We start from the raw sequence: 19,583 nt of genomic DNA, 5'->3' as shown, positions 1-19,583 counted from the left end.
TTTTTGTATCCGCTTACAATTATAAGACATCTTCCACCTAAAAGTAAATGATTCTACCTAAAAAAAATATAGCTCTCAGCGACTGTTGCTAACTCATCCCGACCTGAAGCCTCCTGGCAATATCTGAATGTATTAAACTTTATTGGAGAGAACTTTTGCCACAAAAAAAAGCTAGCACTGAAGAATTAAAATTGCTTCTTCAGTGCTAGCTTTGATTTTTCCAACTCATTCGTTCTTATTGACAAAGAGCTGATTTTTTTATTTATCTTTTGGAACGATATAGTTCATCAAATGTGTTTCATCGGCTGAGATTGTACGTGTCGAAACAACGTTTAATCCCTTCACGTTCATTTCAGAAATTAAGATGCTACCATCTTTAAAGACTTTTTCCACAAATGCGACATGACCATAAGTATTGTCTGCGCCTAAAACACCAGCTGGGAAGGAAACCGCTGCACCTGCTTTTGGTGTACGACTTACTTTGTACCCGCGTGCACGACCTGTTTCGCCCCAATCTTGACCATTCCCCATTGTTAAGTCCACACGTTTACCTAATTGCGTAATACGGTTGTAGACATATTGTGTACAGTTGCCCCAAGCATAACTATTAAAGGTGTCATAGTTTTTGCCATTATAGGCTGGGAAATTTGATTCCATTGGTTCAACGGTTGCTTTTTCTTTATCATAATAAGTTAAATCGTATGTTTTAATTAACGCATTTAATTTCTTATGGTAATCTTTGTCCGTTGCGTATTTTCCTGTTAGGAAACGTGTCGCTTCTTTGTATGATTTGGCTTCCGTTTTCCAGACACCATGATAGAAATCTTTATTGGAATCTAAACCATTTTTCAATAATTTCGCATAATCTTCCATTGATTCTTTATACGTTGGATATTGACGGAATTTTGCTTCTACTGTGTATAGGTTACCGAAACCATTGTCTTCATAGGTAATAAAAGAAACAGATTGACCTTTGTAATCGCCTTTAATACCAAACAAATTGTAGTTTGGTTTCTGGCTTAATTTACTATTGCCGCTGCCACTTTCTAAAATTGCTTGAGCAATCATCACACTAGCATATAAGTTTTTGTCCTTGGCCACTTTCCGAGCAGATTCACCGATTTCTTGAATAAACTCTTCTGTCTTCTTCGTTTTGCTGACCGTAAACGTCTCATCGTCTTCCACTAACCCAACCGCTTCATTTGTAACTGGTGGGACTATTTCAGGCTGCGGTGTTGACGCTGCTGGTTGCTCTACTGGCTTTTCAGCTGGTGCTGTTGGTGTCACTGGTTTCGCCGGCTGTTTTGATTCAGAAGTACTCGTGCCAGGTTTTGGCTGTTCTTTAGAAGAACTTGGTGTGGTCGTTGGCGTGGTACTTGATTCAGTTGTACTTGTTGACGTAGAATCTGTGGTTGACTCTGTTGTACTCGTCGAGGTGGAGTCAGTAGTCGATTCTGTCGTACTTGTGGATGTAGAATCCGTTGTGGAATCTGTCGTTTCGGTTCCTGACGTTTCCGTGGACTCCGTGGTTGCAGATTCACTTGATTCGGTTGAACTTTCTGTTTCAGTTGTTGATTCTTCTGTCGCTTCTGTTGTTTCACTAGTCGCTGTCGTTTCAGTGGCTTCAGCAGTTGTTGCTTCTGCGGTTGTTTCTGCGACAGAACTATTTTCAGCTACCAAGTTATTACCTTCTGCAAATGCACCTACTGGCATTGATGAACCTAAAAGTAATAAGGTAGAGAACAGGGCAAATTGTTTTTTCATACTCATTCTCCTTTTTTATTTTTCTCCATTTATTTTTATGTACCAACATATATAATTGACATAGTTATTGTTTAAATGGCTCCTTTTTTAATAGTATACTGTTTCATAAAAAATTTCTAGCAAAAAGTTAAAAAAATAGAAGAAAATTCACAAATTCTTCTATCTTTTTTTGGTAATTTTCTAAGAAAAAAAAGAAAGGGCTTGAACAAACATCAACGTCCTCTCTTTTTCTCGTTATCCTTCAAACAAAATACTTTTTTTTCGAAGTGCCTCTTTGATTTCTTGGAAAGTTTCTTCGTCTGCACAGCGAATAGTATGCAGATGGACGCCTCCTGTTAAAACTGATAGTAATGTAGCATGCTCTTTTTGATACTTGTCCATAAATTTATCAATATCTTTCTCTGATTGAATGCGCAAACTGCCGATTAATTCCCCATAAAGCGGATGTGCAATACTCACATCTACCACTTCTCCACCTTTGGCAACAATGACTGACAATTCTTCTCTCGTTTGTTCAGGCGTATGTTGACAAGCAATTTTCCGCTCAATTCCTTCTAAAGGTTGTTCCAACATATACCCTCGAGCTGTTGCGACAATTTCGACCCCTGTCGCCCGTAATAGAGCGACATCTCCTACAATAATTTGTCTGCTGACATCAAAAGCTTTTGCAAAACGAGTGGCACTAATTGGCTTTTCGGTCTCTCTTAATCTTTTAACAATCTCTCTTCTTCTGATTTCTCCATCCACGACCTTCGCCTCACTCTCCTAAATGTTTTTCTTGGAAACGTTTAGAGGCGTCCATAATTCCCTGGAAAGTCTCAGATAATGTTTCTTCATACTCGGCATTTTCAACATGATTCAGAATAGTTTCTAATACTTGTTGTTCTCTTTCAGAATCAAAAACCGCATGACCTGCTTTCTTTTTCACTGCAGCAATCTCTGCGACGACGTCCATCCGCTGTTCTAATAAACGGACCAGTTCCTTATCGATTTGGTTAATCTTTGCTCGTTGTTGTTCTAAAGAAGTTGTTGGGGCGTCATCTTCAGTCAATTCTTTAATTATCCGTGCTGGATTACCTGCGATCACACAGTTTTCTGGGAACGATTTGGTCACAACAGCACCTGCTGCCACCACTACATTATCGCCTAATGTTACGCCAGGAAGGACAATCGCTCCACCGCCAATCCAAACATTGTTGCCAATGATAATTCGTTTCCCTGATTCCATTCCGCTATTACGCTTGGCCGCTTGTAATGGATGCTCGGCTGTATAAAGTTGCACATTGGGTCCAAACATACAGTTATCGCCAATTTCGATTGGACAAACATCTAAAAAAACGTTATTAAAATTGGCATAGAAATTTTTTCCCACAGAAATGTTGTAGCCATAATCAAATTGAATCATCGGTTCGATGTACGTCCCGACACCCACTTTTCCAAATGTTTCTTCTATTAATTGACGACGAATATATGTGTCTGGTTGTTGGTTAATTAACGCCATTTGTTCACGGGCTTTTTTGCGATCAGCCACTAATTCAGGATCTGAGGCAAAATATAGTGCACCTGCGATCATTTTTTCTTTTTCTGATTTAAATTCTTCCATTCCGTTACTCCTTTATCGTTAATTCTGCAAATATCGTTTCGGCTTTCGCTTCTAAAAAATAATAAGGTTGTTGTAAAAATAGCGGCGTTTGATTAATGGCTAAAATAGTTGCCGTTGGTTGTTTATAATGAATCAAATCACAAAATGGATGCACTTGAAAACTCGTGCCGACAATCACGATTAAGTCGGCAGAAGCAACGGCCTGAATGGCTTTTTCAATTGCCTCTTCGGATAGTCCTTCTTCATACAAAGTAATAGCTGGACGGATTTGTCCATGACAATCAGCGTGCCGATCACTAAGCAAATAGTCTTGCCAAGGAACCGTTGCACCACAAGTTTGGCAATAACATTCATATAAATTACCATGAAAGTCCACCACTTCTTGGCTACCTGCTTTTCGATGAAGCCCATCAATATTTTGTGAAACAATTTTTCCCCGTTTCATTTGCTCTAATTGTGCCATTTTCTGGTGAATGATATTAGGTTGTGCGTCTGGATGATAGAGCGTTTTAACGAATTGATAAAACTTTTCTGGCTCTGTTTTTAAGCAAGTCCGGCTCAATAAGTATTCCGGTTGCTGGATTCCTTGATAGACACCTTTTAAGGAACGATAATCTGGCACACCTGAGGCTGTCGAGATACCCGCACCTGTTAAAAATGTGATTTTTTGTTGGGTTGCCAACCAATGAATTGCCTCAGCTTGCGTGATATCTTGCATATCGATTCAGCTCCTAATCTTCTATATTATAACGTATTTTAACATTAGCACCAAAAGTTTTTCCACTTTTTGAAAACTTCTTACCTATATATTGATTTATCTTGAAAGAGTTTGTGACAAATTTCTCAACTCGTGGTAAAATATGCATGAGTAAAAGTGAGGTGAAACAACAATGGTCGCATTTATTATTTATTGGGCTGCAATTATTGCCTGCATCGCTTGGGGCGTTTTAAGCATTTGGTTCTCTGTTTTTTATCTTTCTCGTAAAGAAAACGGAAATCTTTGGGCTTTTGCGTTCTTCAACGTTATCGCTATTATCGCCTTAGCAATTGTTTTATTAGTTTACAAAACTTGGGATTTCGGTATCTTAACTTACTCAAGTCTAATTTATACAATTTTAGCTTCTTTAGGTGTATTGACTGTTCTTCAAGCTATTTTAGGTCGTGAACCAAAAGCTGTCAAAGCTTAAGTAAAAAGCAACTGTTCCTTTAGGAATGGTTGCTTTTTTCGTATTAGTTTCTATTTCGTAGGGAAAATGTTACGCTAATTTCATGGTGTTTGTGTCCTCTTGATAAATTCCTTTGCTGGAACATATTGACTTTCTTCTGGATTTATCCTAAAATTAATAACTGAATTTAATAACTGAATAGTGCCTCAAAAAAGAGGTAGAGGTCGCGGTTTTTATTACGCTTGTGGAGTGAGAGGACACTGGGAAGCAAGTTTAGGATCAATCGCCGAAATGCATAACGGAGCCTCTTCTGTTGTGTGTTGGGACGTAAGTTAAGAGCTTGCGGACTGTCTTAGTAGTGATGCTAAGTTGTGCTATGTTTCGTTGAGGAATTTTTTTCGACATTACCTAGCAACCTTACATCTGTTTGGTTGTTTTTTTGTATTCAAAAATAGGTTGTGACAGAAGTATTCTCCTTTAAAAAGACAGAATCGCTTTTGCTCAGCTGATTATCAAAGCTTGTTGATTGAAAAAAGACAAAACGATCAATCAGACAAGAAATTTAAAGGAGAGAAAAAGATGAACAAAAAAGTTTTTTCATTCAGTCTACTACTTGTCACGCTATTTTCGTTACTTGGCATGACAACCAACGCTTCGGCGGAGGAAAATGGTGAATTTCGTGTCGGCATGGAAGCTGGCTACGCCCCTTTTAACTGGTCACAGAAAAATGACGCACATGGCGCAGTGCCTATTCAAGGCAACTCTTATGCAGGCGGCTATGATGTTCAAATTTCTAAAAAAATTGCCGATGGTTTAGGTCGTAAATTAGTAATCGTCCAAACCAAATGGGATGGCTTGGCGCCCGCCTTACAATCTGGAAAAATTGATGCCATTATCGCCGGAATGAGCCCAACCGCTGAACGAAAAAAAGAAATTGCTTTTACAAACCCTTATTATGAATCACAATTTGTCGTAATTGTAAAAAAAGATGGCAAATACGCTAATGCAAAAAGCTTGAAAGATTTAGCTGATGCTAAAATTACGGCTCAACTAAATACATTCCACTACGGATTAATTGATCAAATTCCAAATGTCAATAAACAGCAAGCAATGGATAACTTTTCAGCTATGCGAACAGCACTTGCTTCTGGCATGATTGACGGGTATGTTAGTGAACGCCCTGAAGGCATAACAGCAACTAGTGTCAATAAAGAATTAAAAATGTTAGAATTTCCAAAAGAAAATGGCTTTGATGCTAGCGCTGAAGACTCGCAAGTAGCAGTCGGCATGCGTAAAGGCGATCCAGACATTGAAAAAGTAAACAAAATTTTAGCAGGTATTTCTCAAGATGAACGGACAAAAATTATGGACCAAGCAATCAAGGATCAACCTGCAGCAACAGATAGTGATGAACAAAAAACAGGACTTATTAACGATTTCAAAAATATTTGGAATCAATATGGCGACATGTTTTTACGTGGTGCTGGTTTAACGCTATTTATCGCGTTAATTGGGACAGTTGTCGGAACAACCCTTGGTTTACTAATTGGTGTCTTCCGTACAATTCCAGATTCTGAAAACCCAGTCGCTCGTTTCTTCCAAAAATTAGGAAATTTAATTCTTTCTATTTATATTGAAGTTTTCCGTGGTACACCAATGATGGTTCAAGCAATGGTTATTTTCTATGGTTTAGCTCTAGCTTTTGGCATCTCTTTAGACCGAACAGTGGCCGCATTATTTATCGTTTCTGTGAATACTGGTGCCTATATGTCTGAAATTGTTCGCGGAGGTATTTTCGCAGTAGATAAAGGACAATTCGAGGCAGCACAAGCGATTGGGATGACCCATGGACAAACAATGCGTAAAGTCGTTATTCCCCAAGTATTACGTAATATTTTACCTGCAACAGGGAATGAATTTGTCATTAATATCAAAGATACAGCCGTGTTAAGTGTTATCGGTGTCGCAGATTTATTCTTCCAAGGGAATGCTGCTTCTGGCGCAAACTTCCAGTTCTTCCAAACCTTTACAATTGTCGGCATCATGTACTTGGTAATGACTTTTGTGATCACACGAATCTTACGTGTTGTGGAACGTAAAATGGATGGCCCTTCTGCTTACGTTAAAGTAGAAGAATTAACTGAAGAAGGAAAAGAAAGCTAGGAGGCAAACAAATGAGTGCAATTATTGAAATTGAACATTTACGAAAAAGCTTTGGCGAAAACGAAGTATTAAAAGATATCAATATGAACGTCAACAAAGGAGAAGTTGTCACCATTATCGGTTCTTCTGGTTCTGGTAAATCAACGTTACTACGTTGTATTAATTTGTTAGAAAAACCAACAGATGGCAAAATCATCTATAATGGTAAAAATGTTTTAGAACGTGGTTATAGTTTGCCCAAATATCGGACCCATTTAGGTATGGTTTTCCAATCATTCAATTTATTTAATAACATGAATGTCTTAGAAAACTGTACTTCTGGTCAGATGACTGTCCTAAAAAGAAACAAAGAAGAAGCCAAAAAAATTGCCTTAGAAAATTTAGAAAAAGTTGGCATGGCTCGTTTTATTGATGCCAAACCTGCTCAATTGTCTGGTGGACAAAAGCAACGGGTAGCCATTGCTCGAGCATTATCAATGGATCCAGATGTTTTACTTTTCGATGAACCAACTTCTGCATTGGATCCTGAAATGGTTGGCGAAGTGCTAAAAACGATGAAAAATCTTGCCCATACAGGGCTAACAATGGTGATTGTAACACATGAAATGGAATTTGCGCGGGACGTATCCGATCGTGTTATTTTCATGGATAAAGGTGTCATTGCCGAAGAAGGGACCGCTGAAGATATTTTTATCCATCCAAAAGAAGCTCGGACAAAAGAGTTCTTACATCGGATTTTAACGAAAAACTAGTAAAAAAGAGGCAGTCATTCTGGTTAGAGTGACTGCCTCTTTTGTTATTTTTTGTATTGACGAATCATTGGCGGTTCATAGGAATCAATAAATGCACCAATTTCTTCTAAGGAATCTGAAATGAAAATTTTAGCTCGATCCGCTTCTGTTAAGAAACTAGTTTCTACCATTTTATCAAAAAAAGCAGCTAATAAATCATAGTAACCATTCACGTTGTATAAAATACAAGGATTCATATGTTCACCGACTCGGCCCCAAGAGATCACCTCGCTAATTTCTTCTAGCGTGCCGGGCCCACCGGGTAAAGCTAAATATACATCTGCCAATTCAATCATCTTTTTCTTACGCGCATGCATATCGCTAACTGTATGCATCTTTGTAATGCCATTATGTGCAATCTCCCGCTCCATTAAAAAAGTGGGCATAACACCAATTACCTCTCCACCTTCTGCTAAAAGCGTGTCAGCCACCGTACCCATTAGACCAACATTGCCACCGCCATAAACTAGATCATAGTGATTTTCTTTCATCCAAGCGGCTAACGCTACTGCAGCTTGCTGATAGATTGGCTCATTCCCCAGACTGGCGCCACAATATACTGCCATTTTTTTCACAAACATACCCTCCATTTAGATAGATTCTTTTTTACCATCTATCCTCTGGTAGCTATGGTAGCATATTTTGATTTTCTCGAAAAGGTGCAGCCATTTTTCTTTTCGTTTTAAAAGTATTTGAATTTTCAGACAATAAATGCTATAGTCTTTTTATATTTTAAAATTTCAGAAAAAGGAGCCCTATTATCTTGTCTACCTCACTCACTATTCGCTTAGTTGCCGAAGCCGATTGGCCCGCATTACATGCCTTGGACCAAATCATTTGGACAAAAAAGAATACCCCTGCCGAGATACAACCACTCTCGCTTGCGGCATATCAAGAAAAAATGAAAGATGAAACGATTTTTGTTGCCATCAGCGGACAACAACTCGCTGGATTTATTGAAGTCCATCCGCCCACTTCGTTAGCAGCTCATCAAAAGCAATGGTTACTAAGTATTGGCGTTTCGCCAGATTTCCAAGGACAAGGGATTGGTGGTTCTTTGTTGTCGTATGTCAAAGATATGGCTCAGATAAGCGGGATTCATAAGCTGAGTTTGCGAGTAATGGCTACCAATCAAGAAGCCATTCGATTCTATGAAAAACATGATTTTGTGCAGGAAGCACATTTTAAAGAAGAATTTTATATAAATGGACACTATTGTGATGATTATCAGTATGCTTATTTCATAGAAAAATAAGAAAACCAATGTTTTCTATAAAAACTGGTTGCTCTCTGTTTCTTCTTCTGTTATTTTAAATAATAAGACAATATTAAGGAGTGTGAATCTATGCAAAAAAAGTTAGTTTGGCGTGATTATCTATACGTTGGTTCAATGTTATTCGGTTTGTTTTTCGGTGCTGGAAATTTAATTTTCCCTGTACATATGGGACAAGAAGCGGGGGCTTCCGTCTTTTTAGCAAACTTGGGCTTCTTAGCCACTGGAATTGGCTTACCTTTTCTTGGTGTCATTGCTATGGGTGTTTCTAAAAGTTCAGGTGTTTTTGACTTAGCTTCTCGGATTAATCGTCGTTATGCTCTTATTTTTACCTTACTATTATATTTAACGATTGGTCCTTTCTTTGCTTTACCAAGGTTAGCAACTACTTCTTTTGAGATTGGTCTTGCACCATTTGTTCCTAAAGACTTGCAATGGCTGGTTCTTGCTGGTTTTTCCGCATTATTTTTCTTAGCTGTTTGGCTCTTCTCTAGAAAGCCAAGTAAAATCTTAGATTATGTGGGTAAATTTTTAAATCCGTTATTTTTAGCATTGCTAGGAATTTTGATTGTTTTAGCCTTTGTAAAACCATTAGGTCATGTGGCCAGTGCCGCTGTTGGTGAAAATTATATTTCAAGTCCTTTCTTTAAAGGATTTACAGAAGGTTATAATACGCTGGATGCTTTAGCTTCATTAGCTTTTGGGATTGTTGTCGTTTCAACTTTACGAAATATGGGCGTCGAAAAACCAGGAGATATCGCTAAAGGGATGATTAAATCAGGTGCTTTCAGTGTTGTATTGATGGGGATTATCTATACCTTACTTGCTTATATGGGAACAATGAGTATCGGGGCTTTTCCAATCAGTGAAAACGGCGGGATTGCCTTAGCCCAAATTGCCAATTACTATTTAGGCCTACCAGGGAGTATTTTACTGGCTTTTATCGTAGTTCTTGCTTGTTTAAAAACCGGTATCGGCTTAAGCACAGCCTTTTCTGAGACTTTTGAAGAAATGTTTCCGAAAGTTTCCTATCAAAAATTCTTGGCAATTGTTGTTATTTTACCAGCTATTTTTGCAAATGTCGGCTTAACCAACATCATTCAATTTGCCGTTCCAGTCTTGATGTTCCTTTATCCATTAGCGATTACTTTAATGCTTTTGGTAATCATCAGTCCTATTTTCAAACATCGACGGGAAGTCTATCAAGCAACGACCTATATCACATTGATTGCTGCTGTTTTAGATGCATTAAATAGCGCGCCTGCCTTTATCAAAGATACGGCGTTTGTAACAACGCTTTTAGAAAAAGCCGGCCAATACTTACCATTGTTCACTATTGGCATGGGCTGGGTCGTTCCAGCAACGGTTGCTTTTCTAATTAGTTGGGTTTGGGTCATGATTTCTAAAAAAGATCCTATTCTTGATTAATTCTTACCAAAACGACACTAGAAAAAATGCGAAAGCGCATCTTTTCTAGTGTCGTTTTTATGTATATTCGTTGTACCAAACTCTTGACTATGGTAAATTGAAGTTACCAACAAGTACTGGAGGAAATTGCCCATGTTAGTTACAACAACCGAGAGAATTAGCGGTCAAGAATATGAAATTATTGGAGAAGTTTTCGGGTTAACCACACGTTCTAAAAATATGTTTAAAGATTTAGGTGCTGGACTAAAAAGCGTAGTTGGCGGTGAAATCAAAGGTTACACTGATATGCAACGAGAAGCACGCGACCAAGCAATCGAACGTTTAAAAGCAGAAGCCTCTAAATTAGGTGCAGATGCCGTTGTGATGATGCGTTTTGATTCTGGCACAATTGGCACAGACATGCAATCTGTCGTGGCTTACGGAACAGCTGTTAAATACATCTAAATTTTGCAACTAAAAAGACGCAGACCTTTTCTTGTAAGGTCTACGTCTTTTTAGTTTTCATATTTCACTTCTGCTAAATACAATCCTTCTGGATGAGCAGTCGGACCCGCTAAATTTCGATCTTTGGCTGCGATAATTGCTGGAATCGCGGTTGGTTCCAGCCGCCCATTGCCGATTTTCAATAGCGTACCAACTAAAATCCGAATCATTTTGTACAAGAAACCATCGCCCCGAAAAGTGAATGTTAATTCATCCCCCGTTTCATTGACATGAACACTGGCTTCATGAATAGTTCGGATTTTATCTTCTACCGAACTTCCTGAGGCACAGAAAGAGGTAAAATCATGGGTGCCTAATAAATCAGGTAAAGCTTGTTGGATTTTTTCGAGATCAATGGGATACGGAAAATAACTGGCATAAAAACGTCGAAATGGACTTCGCGGTTTGCCAATATCCACTTTAAATTGATAGGTTTTTTCGATCACGTGATAACGTGCATGAAAGTCTTCTGAAACACGTTCCACGCTTCGCACAGCAATGTCTTCTGGTGTTTGTGTATCTAACGCAAAGCGCATTTTTTCCAACGGACGTTCCTGCGGATAATCAAAGTGAATCACTTGGCCCATTGCATGAACCCCTGCATCTGTTCGTCCTGAACCAAAAACCGTCACGGAGTGTCCGTTATTCATGCGTGCTAACGTTTTTTCTATTTCTTCTTGAACGGTACGCTCATTAGGCTGCTTTTGAAAGCCATGAAAATGAGTGCCATCATAGGCAATGATTGCTTTATAGCGGGGCATAATTTTTCTTCACCTTTTCTAAGTTCTTAATACAAATAAGCCAATGGTTAACAAGACAAAGCCAAACATTACTATTGTATCTCGTAGGTGCCAATGAAGAATGCGGTATTTTGTCCGTCCTTCGCCACCTTGATAACCTCTTGCTTCCATGGCAGTCGCTAAGTCTTCCGCACGATTAAAACTACTTACGAAAAGCGGAATCAAAAGTGGAACAATAGCTTTCATTTTTTGAAGTAAGTTTCCTTCACCAAAATCAACACCACGGGCACGTTGAGCATTCATAATCTTTTCCGTTTCATCCATTAATGTTGGGACAAAACGTAAGGCAATTGATAACATCAATGAAACTTCATGAACTGGAAATTTCACCACACGAAGTGGGCGTAACAAATATTCAATCGCATCTGATAACTCTAATGGTGCCGTCGTTAAAGTTAATAACGTTGACATGAAAATAATTAAAACAAAACGACAGAAAATAAATAGCCCATTCGTCACACCAAACTGGGTAATGGAAATAATTCCCCACTGAAAGTACACCTCTCCCCCTTGTGTAAACAAGGTTTGAAGAGCCACAGTAAACAGAATTAGCCATAATAATGGCCGAACACCGCGGATAAAGAAGCGGGCGCTGATTTTTGATAATGAAATAGCAAAAGCAGTAAAGGCTGCTATTAAAACATAACTCTGCCAATTATTTGCTAAAAAGATAATCCCAATAAAATAAAAACTAGCTAATAATTTTGCGCGCGGATCTAAACGATGGATAAAAGAATCACCTGGAATATAGCGCCCAAAAATCAATTTATTCATCATTTTGCCTCACCTGCTTCCTGCATTTTTTTCAGAAGCTGATCGGCTAATTGATCGGCCGTTAATGGTAATTGCTCAAAAGAAAAGCCTTTTGCCACTAATTTTTCAGCAAATTCGGCTGCAGTTGGCACGCCTAATTGTTTTTCTTTCAACCATTGTGTCTCTTGAAACACTTCTTGTGGTGCTCCCGCTCGGACGATTTGTCCTTTTTCTAAAACAATCACATGATCTGCGTAATTAGCCACATCATCCATCAAATGTGTCACTAAAACGATGGTCATATTATGTTCCTTATGCAGACGACTAAACATCTCCATCATTTCTTTACGACCCTTAGGATCCAAACCAGCAGTCGGTTCGTCTAATACTAAGACTTCTGGTTCCATCGCTAGCACACCAGCAATTGCGACACGGCGCATTTGACCACCTGATAACTCAAACGGAGAATGTTGTAAGTATTTTTCATCTAAGCCGACTAAATCAAGCATTTTCTTAGCTAATTTTTTCGCTTCTTCGTCTGAAACACCAAAATTTTTCGGTCCGAAAGCGATGTCTCGCTCCACTGTTTCTTCAAACAATTGTGCTTCTGGAAATTGAAAAACGATCCCAACTTTTTTACGAATTGGTTTTAAATTCTTATTATCAGTTTCTGGCGTAATCACACGCTCTCCAATTGTCACTTGGCCTTTAGTTGGTTTCACCAAAGCATTTAAATGTTGCAATAGCGTTGATTTGCCACTGCCAGTATGACCGACAATCGCTGTATAAGAGCCGTCTTGAATCGTTAAATTAATATCGAATAATGCCCGTTGCTCAAAAGGAGTATTGGGTTGGTAAGTAAAATCTACTTGTTTAAAACGGATGTCCATAACCAATCCACCATCCCTTCTTCTGTTAAATAATTCGTTGGCACAACAACGCCACGCTCTTTCAAAGCTACTTTTAATTTTTCAGGAAACGGTAAATCCAAGCCCATTTCAACAAGCGCTTCTCCTGCAGAAAAAATCTTTTCTGGTGTTCCTTCGTTTGTCAATTGTCCTTGGCGCATCACTAAAATACGATTCGCATTAGCCGCTTCATCAATATCGTGGGTAATAGAAATAACTGTTAAATTGCTTTCTTCTTTAATCTTTTGAATGGTAGCAATTACTTCTGCACGACCTTCTGGATCTAACATACTTGTCGCTTCGTCTAAAATAATAATATCTGGTCGCAAAGCAACCACACCAGCGATAGCTACTCGTTGTTTTTGGCCGCCAGATAGCCGAGCAGGTTCTCGCTTGGCAAAAGCTAACATACGAACCCGTTCTAAGGCATCGTGGACACGTTCGACCATTTCATCACGCGGAATACCTTGATTTTCTAAACCAAAAGCCACATCGTCTTCGACTGTTGAACCGACAAATTGGTTATCTGGATTCTGAAAGACCATTCCTACCATACGCCGGATATCCCAGACGTTTGCTTCATTTAATTCTTTGCCGCCAACTTTGATAGTCCCAGCAGCTGGCAGTAACAGCCCATTGATCGTTTTGGCTAACGTTGATTTACCAGAACCATTATGGCCAATAATAGCGACCCATTCGCCTTGTTGAATGGAAAAAGACACATCTTTTAAAGCGGGAGAAGCATCTTCTGGTTGATAATTAAATTGGATATTATTTAGTTCAATGATTGGTTGCATCGCGTACTCCCTCAATCTATTTATTCTTTCTAACACTACCAAAAAAGTAGCGTTTTTTCAATCATCTGTTCTGATTCTTCACACTATTTTTTATTATACCAAAAGAACGGTCATTATGGGAGCTCTTATCTGTCTTGACAGGTCTATTTTTCATAAAAATAACTTCTTGTTCTCATAAAACAAGAAGTTACTGATTTTCTTTTAAAAATGTGTCTTCAAATATTCAAACGCATATTGGGCATATAACTCAGCACCCATTGCCATCGCATCTTCATCAATATTAAAACGACCATGGTGATGTGCCCATTCCGTATCTTTCTCTGGATTACCACTTCCCACTAAGGCAAAACAACCAGAAGCATGTTCAGTATAATAACTGAAGTCTTCACCACCGGTTGTCGGCTCTTCTTGTCTTAAGGCCGCTTCACCAAAATTTTCCTTAATTAGTGTTTGAGCAAACAAGGCATCTTGCTCATCATTAATCACTGGCAACGTTCCATATTGATAATCTAACGAAGCCGTACCACCGTAAATAGCGGCTGTTTGTTCCGCATAGCGTTGCAGCGCCTGTTCTACTCGATTACGCGTTGCTACACTAAAGCAACGAACCGTTCCTTCTAAACGTGCATTCTCAGCAATCACATTAAAACGGGTCCCCACATCCATCCGTCCAATCGTGACAACTACTGGATCTAAAGGATCTGTCTCTCGAGAAACAATCGTTTGCAGATTCATCACGAAAGAAGAAGCTATGACTGCCGCATCAATACAAGCGTTTGGCATGGCACCATGGCCACCACGGCCTTTAAAATCAACAGAAAAAATATCTGCGGATGCGAAACTTGAGCCCACTCGACACGAAGCGGTTCCTACAGGCATTTGTGACCAGATATGTAAGCCAAATACATCATCAACACCGGTCATTGCGCCTTGCGCAACCATTGCTTTAGCACCTTGCGCATTTTCTTCAGATGGTTGAAAAATTAATCTTACAGTTCCCTGAAGTTCTTCCTGGATTTCTTTTAATACTTTAGCCGCTGTTACTAACATCGCGGTATGGGAATCATGCCCACATGCATGCATCTTGCCAGCTTCTAAAGATTTATAAGCTAAATCTTCATTTAATTCCTGTACAGGTAAGGCATCCATATCAGCCCGCAGCGCAACCACTCGGCCTGGTTTGCCGCCCACAATTTCAGCAATTAAACCCGTCGGTTCTGTTTTGCGATAAGTAATTCCTAATTGATCAAGAACTGCCGCGACTTTTTCTGTCGTTCGAAATTCTTCAAATTGTAATTCTGGATGTTGGTGTAAATCCCGTCGAAAAGCAATCATTTCTTGTGAATGCTGCTTGACTAGTGCTTTGATTTTTTTCATACTTACGCCCCGTTTCTACAAACTTAATAAAATACTTGAAAAAATACCCGCTAAAATAACCGAAACAATGGTGACTGTTACGAAACCTGCCACTAACATCGGTGGCATTAAATGGCTCGTTAAAGCCGCCTGTTCTTGTTCATCTTCTGTCAATGATTGAATCACTTCATTAGTAATAATATAATCGGCTGGAAAGCCATATAAAGCTGTCAATGAAACTGCGAATGCCATCTCTTTACTCACACCTAATACACGACCAACAATTGCTGAAAAGATGTACATCCCGATAACACCAATCACAATAATCCCAATCATTGGTAAAAATAAATCCATCAACATTTCAGGTGTGGCTTGTTTTAAGCCATCAAAGACAAAAAGCATTAACCCTAAAATCGCAAAACCAAAGCTATTTGCTTTCTGTAATGGTTGCTTTTCTAAAAAGCCTAAAGACGTTGAAATCACGCCAAAACATAAACACAGCACAAAAGGACTAATCGTCACAAACGGTGCCGTCCACACAGAAACATAATAAGCGAGTGTGGCAACTAAGGCTAAACGTAAAATTCGTGAATAATCTGTATGATATCGTTTGGGTACTTTTTCAAATAGTTTAGGCACATCTGGTTCTGCTCCTGTTACTTGCCCCTCTTGTTCATGAACCGGCTGCCATGTCCCTGCTCGATATTCTTGAAGCTTCCGCTTTCCTTCTTTTTTTAGAACAATTGAAGTTAAGGGATAACCAGCAAACCCTTGAATGACATAAATTAAAATTGCCAAAACTGAAAGTGAGGCTAAACCAGCTGATTGAGCCGCTTCTGACATTACTAATGAAGAAACTAAACCTCCTACTAACGGCGGGATTGCAACTAAAACTGTTTTTAAGTCAAAAACAAAAGTCCCTACAGCTAATAACAAGGCAATAATGCCCAGAATACCTGACAAAGCAATCACAATCGTTTTCCATTGATTAACCAATTCTTTAATAGAGAGCAGAGTGCCCATATTAGTAATCAACAGATACATTAATAAAGTGGCAACCACTGTAGGAATCCCTGCCACTTCCACAATATTTTGTGGAAAAATAGTCCAATAACCAAGAATAAATAAAACACCACAAACAAAAACAGATGGAATCCAAGCTTTTGTTTTGATAGAAACTACATCACCAATGTATAAAATAACCATCAGCAACGAAAAAGCAAACATTTGCGACATATAATTCCCCCTTCTACTAACTCAGATGTTTAATTATCTGAAAATTCCAATTAATAATCAGTATAACAAACCGGAAAAGCTTCTGCAATGCTTTTAAGAAACAAAAAAGCTTTGAGAAAACAGCGTTTTCCCAAAGCAAAAAAAAATCACCTTTATATGATGAGTGCTCCCCTGCTAAAGCCATCTTTAGCAGGGAAAGCAGAGCTAGACTCGGAGTCGCCTCCAACATCATAACACTCTAAAAGAAACATCTATAAAGTGATCGGTTTATTAATTATTTAACAAATTCGATAACTACCATTGGTGCTGCATCGCCGCGTCTTGGTTCTGTCTTCAAGATACGAGTGTAACCACCTTGGCGTTCCGCGAAACGAGGTCCTAAATCGTTAAATAGCTTTTGTAAAGCTGATTCAACAACGATAGACTCATCTTCTTCACGAACACTAGCAACTTCATTACGAACGAAAGTAGCTGCTTGACGACGTGCATGAAGATCTCCACGTTTACCTAAAGTAATCATTTTTTCTACAGTTGAACGTACTTCTTTCGCACGAGCTTCAGTAGTTACGATGCGTTCGTTGATGATTAAATCAGTTGTAATATCACGTAGCATAGCTTTACGTTGGCTTGATGTGCGTCCTAATTTACGGTAACTCACGTTGGGTTCCCTCCTTCGTTTCTGTTCTCACGAGCCACTGCTGTTAAGCAGGACTGGAAACTTCGTAAAAGTCTTAATCGTCCTTACGTAATCCTAATCCTAGATCATGCAATTTAAGTTTTACTTCTTCAAGAGATTTACGACCTAAATTACGTACTTTGATCATTTCTGGTTCAGATTTGTTTGTAAGTTCTTGTACAGTATTAATGCCTGCACGTTTTAAACAGTTATATGAACGAACTGATAAATCAAGTTCTTCAATCGTCATTTCTAGCATTTTCTCTTTTTGAGTTTCTTCTTTTTCCACCATGATTTCAGCGTTTTTCGCTTCGTCAGTAAGGTTTACAAAGATATCTAAATGCTCAGTCATGATTTTCGCAGCTAAACTTAGTGCTTCTTGAGGAATGATTGAACCATCTGTCCATATTTCCATTGTTAATTTGTCGAAATCATCACGACGACCAACACGTGTATTTTCTACTTGGTAGTTAACACGACGAACGGGTGTGTAGATGGAATCAACTGGAAGTACACCGATTGGCATATCTTCTTTTTTGTTTTCGTCTGCTTGAACATAGCCACGACCAGGTTTCACTGTTAAGCGAGCATGGAAAGTAGCTCCTTCAGCAACACTACAGATAACTAAATCTTTATTTAGGATCTCAACATCACTGTCCACGATAATATCGCCGGCAGTCACGGTAGCGGGTCCTGTAATATCGATCTCAAGGGTTTTCTCTTCTTCAGCATATAATTTCAATGCTAAGCCTTTAATATTCAAAATAATTTGTGTTACGTCTTCTCGTACACCTGGAATGGTTGAGAATTCGTGTAAAACACCATCGATTTGAATATTCGTAATTGCAGCTCCTGGTAAAGAAGACAATAAAATACGACGTAGAGAGTTACCTAAAGTAGTTCCGTAACCGCGTTCTAATGGTTCAACGACGAACTTACCATAATCTCTATTTTCATCAATTTTTTCGATTCTTGGTTTTTCAAATTCAATCATTCTTATCTATACCCCTTTCAAAACGAAAAGTGTCTTGTTCAATGACGTTCCTAATTCAAACTCAGAATGAGTGGCGCTCATTAAACACGACGGCGTTTTGGAGGGCGGCATCCATTATGAGGAACTGGAGTCACGTCACGAATTGCAGTCACTTCTAAACCTGTTGCTTGTAATGAACGAATTGCTGCTTCACGTCCAGAACCAGGTCCTTTAACTGTTACGTCTACAGTTTTAAGTCCATGTTCCATTGCCACTTTAGTTGCGGCTTCTGCAGCCATTTGAGCGGCAAAAGGAGTTGATTTTTTGCTTCCTTTAAAGCCTAATGATCCTGCTGATGACCATGCTAATGCATTACCATGTGTATCAGTAATCATTACGATTGTATTGTTGAATGTAGAATGGATATGTGCTACACCTGATTCTATATTCTTTTTGACACGGCGTTTACGACTAACTTTTTTTGCTGCCATGAAGTTCTAACCTCCTTCACTTAGGAATTATTTTTTCTTGCCTGCTACTGTTTTAGTAGGGCCTTTACGAGTACGTGCATTATTTTTCGTGTTTTGTCCACGAGTTGGTAATCCACGACGGTGACGGATTCCACGGTATGAACCGATTTCCATCAAGCGTTTGATGTTTAAGTTCACTTCACGACGAAGATCCCCTTCAACTTTTAACTTATCAATTTCCGCACGAATCGCATCTGTTTGTTCGTTTGTTAAATCACGTACACGAACATCTTCAGATACGCCAACGTTTGCTAAAACTTTTTTAGCTGTAGTGTTACCAATACCATAAATGTAAGTAAGAGAAACTACTACACGTTTGTCACGAGGGATGTCTACTCCTGCAATACGAGCCATTATTCGTTACACCTCCTAATTATCCTTGACGTTGTTTATGTTTTGGATTTGCTGGGCAAATAACCATAACACGTCCTTTACGGCGAATTACTTTACAATGTTCACACATTGGTTTTACTGATGGTCTTACTTTCATGATAATACCTCCTGTGGTTTTACGGAGTACAATTATTTAAAGCGATAAGTAATACGGCCACGCGTTAAATCATACGGTGATAATTCAACTGTTACTTTGTCACCAGGTAAGATACGGATGTAGTGCATACGGATTTTACCTGAAACAGTAGCAAGAACTTGGTGTCCATTTTCTAGTTCGACTTTAAACATTGCATTCGGCAAAGTTTCGACGACTGTACCTTCGACTTCAATCATATCTTCTTTTGCCACGCACAGTACCTCCTTGTACTTGTTTCGCGTTTTCACACGATAAAACGGCGGAAACTCCAGCTCCCACCTAGAAATTCTCAACTAACTTCGTTATTCATTTTGATGTCACAAAACTGTAGAAGTCGGACTGATATATTCTACC

Annotated in this window: 24 protein-coding genes and 1 riboswitch; of the genes, 6 read left to right on the top strand and 18 right to left on the bottom strand. The window is 38.9% G+C overall.

Annotation, left to right across the window (positions count from 1 at the left end):
* Positions 1-258: 258 nt before the first annotated feature.
* The 4 genes from IGL36_RS00930 to IGL36_RS00915 all read right to left on the bottom strand — a co-directional run bounded on the left by IGL36_RS00930 (position 259) and on the right by IGL36_RS00915 (position 4,085).
* Positions 259-1,770, bottom strand: coding sequence for a glucosaminidase domain-containing protein (locus tag IGL36_RS00930; RefSeq protein WP_002367644.1), 1,512 nt, complete (start codon positions 1,768-1,770; stop codon positions 259-261).
* A gap of 228 nt (positions 1,771-1,998) precedes the next feature.
* Entirely contained in the window at positions 1,999-2,511 is a 513-nt protein-coding gene (locus IGL36_RS00925; protein WP_002356248.1) for a transcription repressor NadR, read from the bottom strand.
* 10 nt (positions 2,512-2,521) lie between these two features.
* Positions 2,522-3,367 (bottom strand): chorismate mutase, encoded by an 846-nt coding sequence (locus tag IGL36_RS00920; protein ID WP_002363448.1) that lies wholly within the window; start codon positions 3,365-3,367, stop codon positions 2,522-2,524.
* Positions 3,368-3,371: 4 nt separating this feature from the next.
* On the bottom strand, positions 3,372-4,085 hold the full coding sequence (locus IGL36_RS00915) for an NAD-dependent protein deacylase (RefSeq protein WP_002381369.1): 714 nt from the start codon (positions 4,083-4,085) through the stop codon (positions 3,372-3,374).
* A gap of 172 nt (positions 4,086-4,257) precedes the next feature.
* On the opposite strand from IGL36_RS00915, the gene IGL36_RS00910 reads away from it, so the two are divergent.
* From IGL36_RS00910 to IGL36_RS00900, 3 genes are all read left to right on the top strand, one after another.
* Positions 4,258-4,554, top strand: a complete 297-nt coding sequence (locus IGL36_RS00910; protein WP_002356244.1) for a hypothetical protein — start codon at positions 4,258-4,260, stop codon at positions 4,552-4,554.
* A 189-nt stretch (positions 4,555-4,743) separates the two neighbouring features.
* A riboswitch (Lysine riboswitch) is annotated at positions 4,744-4,918 on the top strand.
* Between the two features lie 194 nt (positions 4,919-5,112).
* The gene (locus IGL36_RS00905) at positions 5,113-6,696 is read left to right on the top strand and encodes an ABC transporter substrate-binding protein/permease (RefSeq protein ID WP_002381368.1); all 1,584 of its coding nucleotides are present in this window, start codon (positions 5,113-5,115) and stop codon (positions 6,694-6,696) included.
* An 11-nt stretch (positions 6,697-6,707) separates the two neighbouring features.
* A complete protein-coding gene (locus IGL36_RS00900) occupies positions 6,708-7,448 on the top strand; it encodes an amino acid ABC transporter ATP-binding protein (RefSeq protein ID WP_002376401.1) in 741 nt (246 codons plus the stop codon).
* A gap of 44 nt (positions 7,449-7,492) precedes the next feature.
* Here IGL36_RS00900 and IGL36_RS00895 read toward each other — a convergent pair whose 3' ends face one another.
* Positions 7,493-8,077 carry a TIGR00730 family Rossman fold protein gene (locus IGL36_RS00895; protein WP_002383869.1) on the bottom strand — a complete coding sequence of 195 codons (585 nt, stop codon included), beginning with the start codon at positions 8,075-8,077 and terminating at the stop codon, positions 7,493-7,495.
* Positions 8,078-8,250: 173 nt separating this feature from the next.
* Here IGL36_RS00895 and IGL36_RS00890 point away from each other — a divergent pair, with 173 nt between their 5' ends.
* From IGL36_RS00890 to IGL36_RS00880, 3 genes are all read left to right on the top strand, one after another.
* Positions 8,251-8,742, top strand: coding sequence for a GNAT family N-acetyltransferase (locus IGL36_RS00890; RefSeq protein ID WP_002391263.1), 492 nt, complete (start codon positions 8,251-8,253; stop codon positions 8,740-8,742).
* A 90-nt stretch (positions 8,743-8,832) separates the two neighbouring features.
* On the top strand, positions 8,833-10,188 hold the full coding sequence (brnQ, locus tag IGL36_RS00885; protein WP_002361550.1) for a branched-chain amino acid transport system II carrier protein: 1,356 nt from the start codon (positions 8,833-8,835) through the stop codon (positions 10,186-10,188).
* Positions 10,189-10,320: 132 nt separating this feature from the next.
* Positions 10,321-10,632: a heavy metal-binding domain-containing protein gene (locus IGL36_RS00880; RefSeq protein WP_002381365.1), complete on the top strand. Its 312-nt coding sequence runs from the start codon at positions 10,321-10,323 to the stop codon at positions 10,630-10,632.
* A gap of 50 nt (positions 10,633-10,682) precedes the next feature.
* Here IGL36_RS00880 and truA read toward each other — a convergent pair whose 3' ends face one another.
* The 13 genes from truA to infA all read right to left on the bottom strand — a co-directional run bounded on the left by truA (position 10,683) and on the right by infA (position 19,441).
* On the bottom strand, positions 10,683-11,432 hold the full coding sequence (gene truA / locus IGL36_RS00875) for a tRNA pseudouridine(38-40) synthase TruA (protein ID WP_002364524.1): 750 nt from the start codon (positions 11,430-11,432) through the stop codon (positions 10,683-10,685).
* 18 nt (positions 11,433-11,450) lie between these two features.
* Positions 11,451-12,248 carry an energy-coupling factor transporter transmembrane component T family protein gene (locus IGL36_RS00870; protein WP_002373841.1) on the bottom strand — a complete coding sequence of 266 codons (798 nt, stop codon included), beginning with the start codon at positions 12,246-12,248 and terminating at the stop codon, positions 11,451-11,453.
* Positions 12,245-13,114, bottom strand: coding sequence for an energy-coupling factor ABC transporter ATP-binding protein (locus IGL36_RS00865; protein ID WP_002381364.1), 870 nt, complete (start codon positions 13,112-13,114; stop codon positions 12,245-12,247). Before IGL36_RS00865 ends, IGL36_RS00870 begins: the two co-directional genes overlap by 4 nt.
* Entirely contained in the window at positions 13,090-13,929 is an 840-nt protein-coding gene (locus tag IGL36_RS00860; RefSeq protein WP_002356233.1) for an energy-coupling factor ABC transporter ATP-binding protein, read from the bottom strand. The genes IGL36_RS00865 and IGL36_RS00860 overlap by 25 nt, the downstream gene beginning before the upstream one ends.
* A 201-nt stretch (positions 13,930-14,130) precedes the next feature.
* Positions 14,131-15,306, bottom strand: a complete 1,176-nt coding sequence (locus tag IGL36_RS00855; RefSeq protein WP_002356230.1) for a M20 family metallopeptidase — start codon at positions 15,304-15,306, stop codon at positions 14,131-14,133.
* A 15-nt stretch (positions 15,307-15,321) separates the two neighbouring features.
* Positions 15,322-16,521 (bottom strand): membrane protein, encoded by a 1,200-nt coding sequence (locus tag IGL36_RS00850; protein ID WP_002397663.1) that lies wholly within the window; start codon positions 16,519-16,521, stop codon positions 15,322-15,324.
* 16 nt (positions 16,522-16,537) lie between these two features.
* Positions 16,538-16,750, bottom strand: coding sequence for a hypothetical protein (locus tag IGL36_RS00845; protein ID WP_002387511.1), 213 nt, complete (start codon positions 16,748-16,750; stop codon positions 16,538-16,540).
* Between the two features lie 45 nt (positions 16,751-16,795).
* Positions 16,796-17,179 carry a 50S ribosomal protein L17 gene (gene rplQ / locus IGL36_RS00840; RefSeq protein ID WP_002356228.1) on the bottom strand — a complete coding sequence of 128 codons (384 nt, stop codon included), beginning with the start codon at positions 17,177-17,179 and terminating at the stop codon, positions 16,796-16,798.
* 73 nt (positions 17,180-17,252) lie between these two features.
* Positions 17,253-18,191 (bottom strand): DNA-directed RNA polymerase subunit alpha, encoded by a 939-nt coding sequence (locus tag IGL36_RS00835; protein ID WP_002356227.1) that lies wholly within the window; start codon positions 18,189-18,191, stop codon positions 17,253-17,255.
* Positions 18,192-18,271: 80 nt separating this feature from the next.
* A complete protein-coding gene (gene rpsK, locus IGL36_RS00830; RefSeq protein WP_002356226.1) occupies positions 18,272-18,661 on the bottom strand; it encodes a 30S ribosomal protein S11 in 390 nt (129 codons plus the stop codon).
* Between the two features lie 27 nt (positions 18,662-18,688).
* Positions 18,689-19,054 (bottom strand): 30S ribosomal protein S13, encoded by a 366-nt coding sequence (rpsM, locus tag IGL36_RS00825; RefSeq protein WP_002356225.1) that lies wholly within the window; start codon positions 19,052-19,054, stop codon positions 18,689-18,691.
* Between the two features lie 19 nt (positions 19,055-19,073).
* Positions 19,074-19,190 (bottom strand): 50S ribosomal protein L36, encoded by a 117-nt coding sequence (rpmJ, locus tag IGL36_RS00820; RefSeq protein ID WP_002288710.1) that lies wholly within the window; start codon positions 19,188-19,190, stop codon positions 19,074-19,076.
* 32 nt (positions 19,191-19,222) lie between these two features.
* On the bottom strand, positions 19,223-19,441 hold the full coding sequence (gene infA / locus IGL36_RS00815) for a translation initiation factor IF-1 (RefSeq protein ID WP_002356224.1): 219 nt from the start codon (positions 19,439-19,441) through the stop codon (positions 19,223-19,225).
* Positions 19,442-19,583 lie beyond the last annotated feature (142 nt).

The organism is Enterococcus sp. AZ011 (assembly GCF_050548355.1).
GTDB lineage: Bacteria > Bacillota > Bacilli > Lactobacillales > Enterococcaceae > Enterococcus > Enterococcus faecalis.
Note: the sequence above shows the minus strand (reverse complement) of the source record. Positions and strands in the feature narration are given on the sequence as shown.

What these genes read in the sequence shown, in the direction of transcription:
- IGL36_RS00835 (WP_002356227.1), bottom strand. Translation starts at nt 18,191, where the DNA reads ATGATTGAATTTGAAAAACCAAGAATCGAAAAAATTGATGAAAATAGA.
- IGL36_RS00865 (WP_002381364.1), bottom strand. Translation starts at nt 13,114, where the DNA reads ATGGACATCCGTTTTAAACAAGTAGATTTTACTTACCAACCCAATACT.
- rpsM (WP_002356225.1), bottom strand. Translation starts at nt 19,054, where the DNA reads ATGGCTCGTATTGCAGGAGTAGACATCCCTCGTGACAAACGTGTAGTA.
- brnQ (WP_002361550.1), top strand. Translation starts at nt 8,833, where the DNA reads ATGCAAAAAAAGTTAGTTTGGCGTGATTATCTATACGTTGGTTCAATG.
- truA (WP_002364524.1), bottom strand. Translation starts at nt 11,432, where the DNA reads ATGCCCCGCTATAAAGCAATCATTGCCTATGATGGCACTCATTTTCAT.
- rpsK (WP_002356226.1), bottom strand. Translation starts at nt 18,661, where the DNA reads ATGGCAGCAAAAAAAGTTAGTCGTAAACGCCGTGTCAAAAAGAATATA.
- IGL36_RS00850 (WP_002397663.1), bottom strand. Translation starts at nt 16,521, where the DNA reads ATGTCGCAAATGTTTGCTTTTTCGTTGCTGATGGTTATTTTATACATT.
- IGL36_RS00845 (WP_002387511.1), bottom strand. Translation starts at nt 16,750, where the DNA reads ATGTTGGAGGCGACTCCGAGTCTAGCTCTGCTTTCCCTGCTAAAGATG.
- IGL36_RS00915 (WP_002381369.1), bottom strand. Translation starts at nt 4,085, where the DNA reads ATGCAAGATATCACGCAAGCTGAGGCAATTCATTGGTTGGCAACCCAA.
- IGL36_RS00880 (WP_002381365.1), top strand. Translation starts at nt 10,321, where the DNA reads ATGTTAGTTACAACAACCGAGAGAATTAGCGGTCAAGAATATGAAATT.
- IGL36_RS00860 (WP_002356233.1), bottom strand. Translation starts at nt 13,929, where the DNA reads ATGCAACCAATCATTGAACTAAATAATATCCAATTTAATTATCAACCA.
- IGL36_RS00870 (WP_002373841.1), bottom strand. Translation starts at nt 12,248, where the DNA reads ATGATGAATAAATTGATTTTTGGGCGCTATATTCCAGGTGATTCTTTT.
- IGL36_RS00920 (WP_002363448.1), bottom strand. Translation starts at nt 3,367, where the DNA reads ATGGAAGAATTTAAATCAGAAAAAGAAAAAATGATCGCAGGTGCACTA.
- IGL36_RS00900 (WP_002376401.1), top strand. Translation starts at nt 6,708, where the DNA reads ATGAGTGCAATTATTGAAATTGAACATTTACGAAAAAGCTTTGGCGAA.
- IGL36_RS00895 (WP_002383869.1), bottom strand. Translation starts at nt 8,077, where the DNA reads ATGGAGGGTATGTTTGTGAAAAAAATGGCAGTATATTGTGGCGCCAGT.
- rpmJ (WP_002288710.1), bottom strand. Translation starts at nt 19,190, where the DNA reads ATGAAAGTAAGACCATCAGTAAAACCAATGTGTGAACATTGTAAAGTA.
- IGL36_RS00910 (WP_002356244.1), top strand. Translation starts at nt 4,258, where the DNA reads ATGGTCGCATTTATTATTTATTGGGCTGCAATTATTGCCTGCATCGCT.
- IGL36_RS00905 (WP_002381368.1), top strand. Translation starts at nt 5,113, where the DNA reads ATGAACAAAAAAGTTTTTTCATTCAGTCTACTACTTGTCACGCTATTT.
- IGL36_RS00855 (WP_002356230.1), bottom strand. Translation starts at nt 15,306, where the DNA reads ATGAAAAAAATCAAAGCACTAGTCAAGCAGCATTCACAAGAAATGATT.
- IGL36_RS00930 (WP_002367644.1), bottom strand. Translation starts at nt 1,770, where the DNA reads ATGAGTATGAAAAAACAATTTGCCCTGTTCTCTACCTTATTACTTTTA.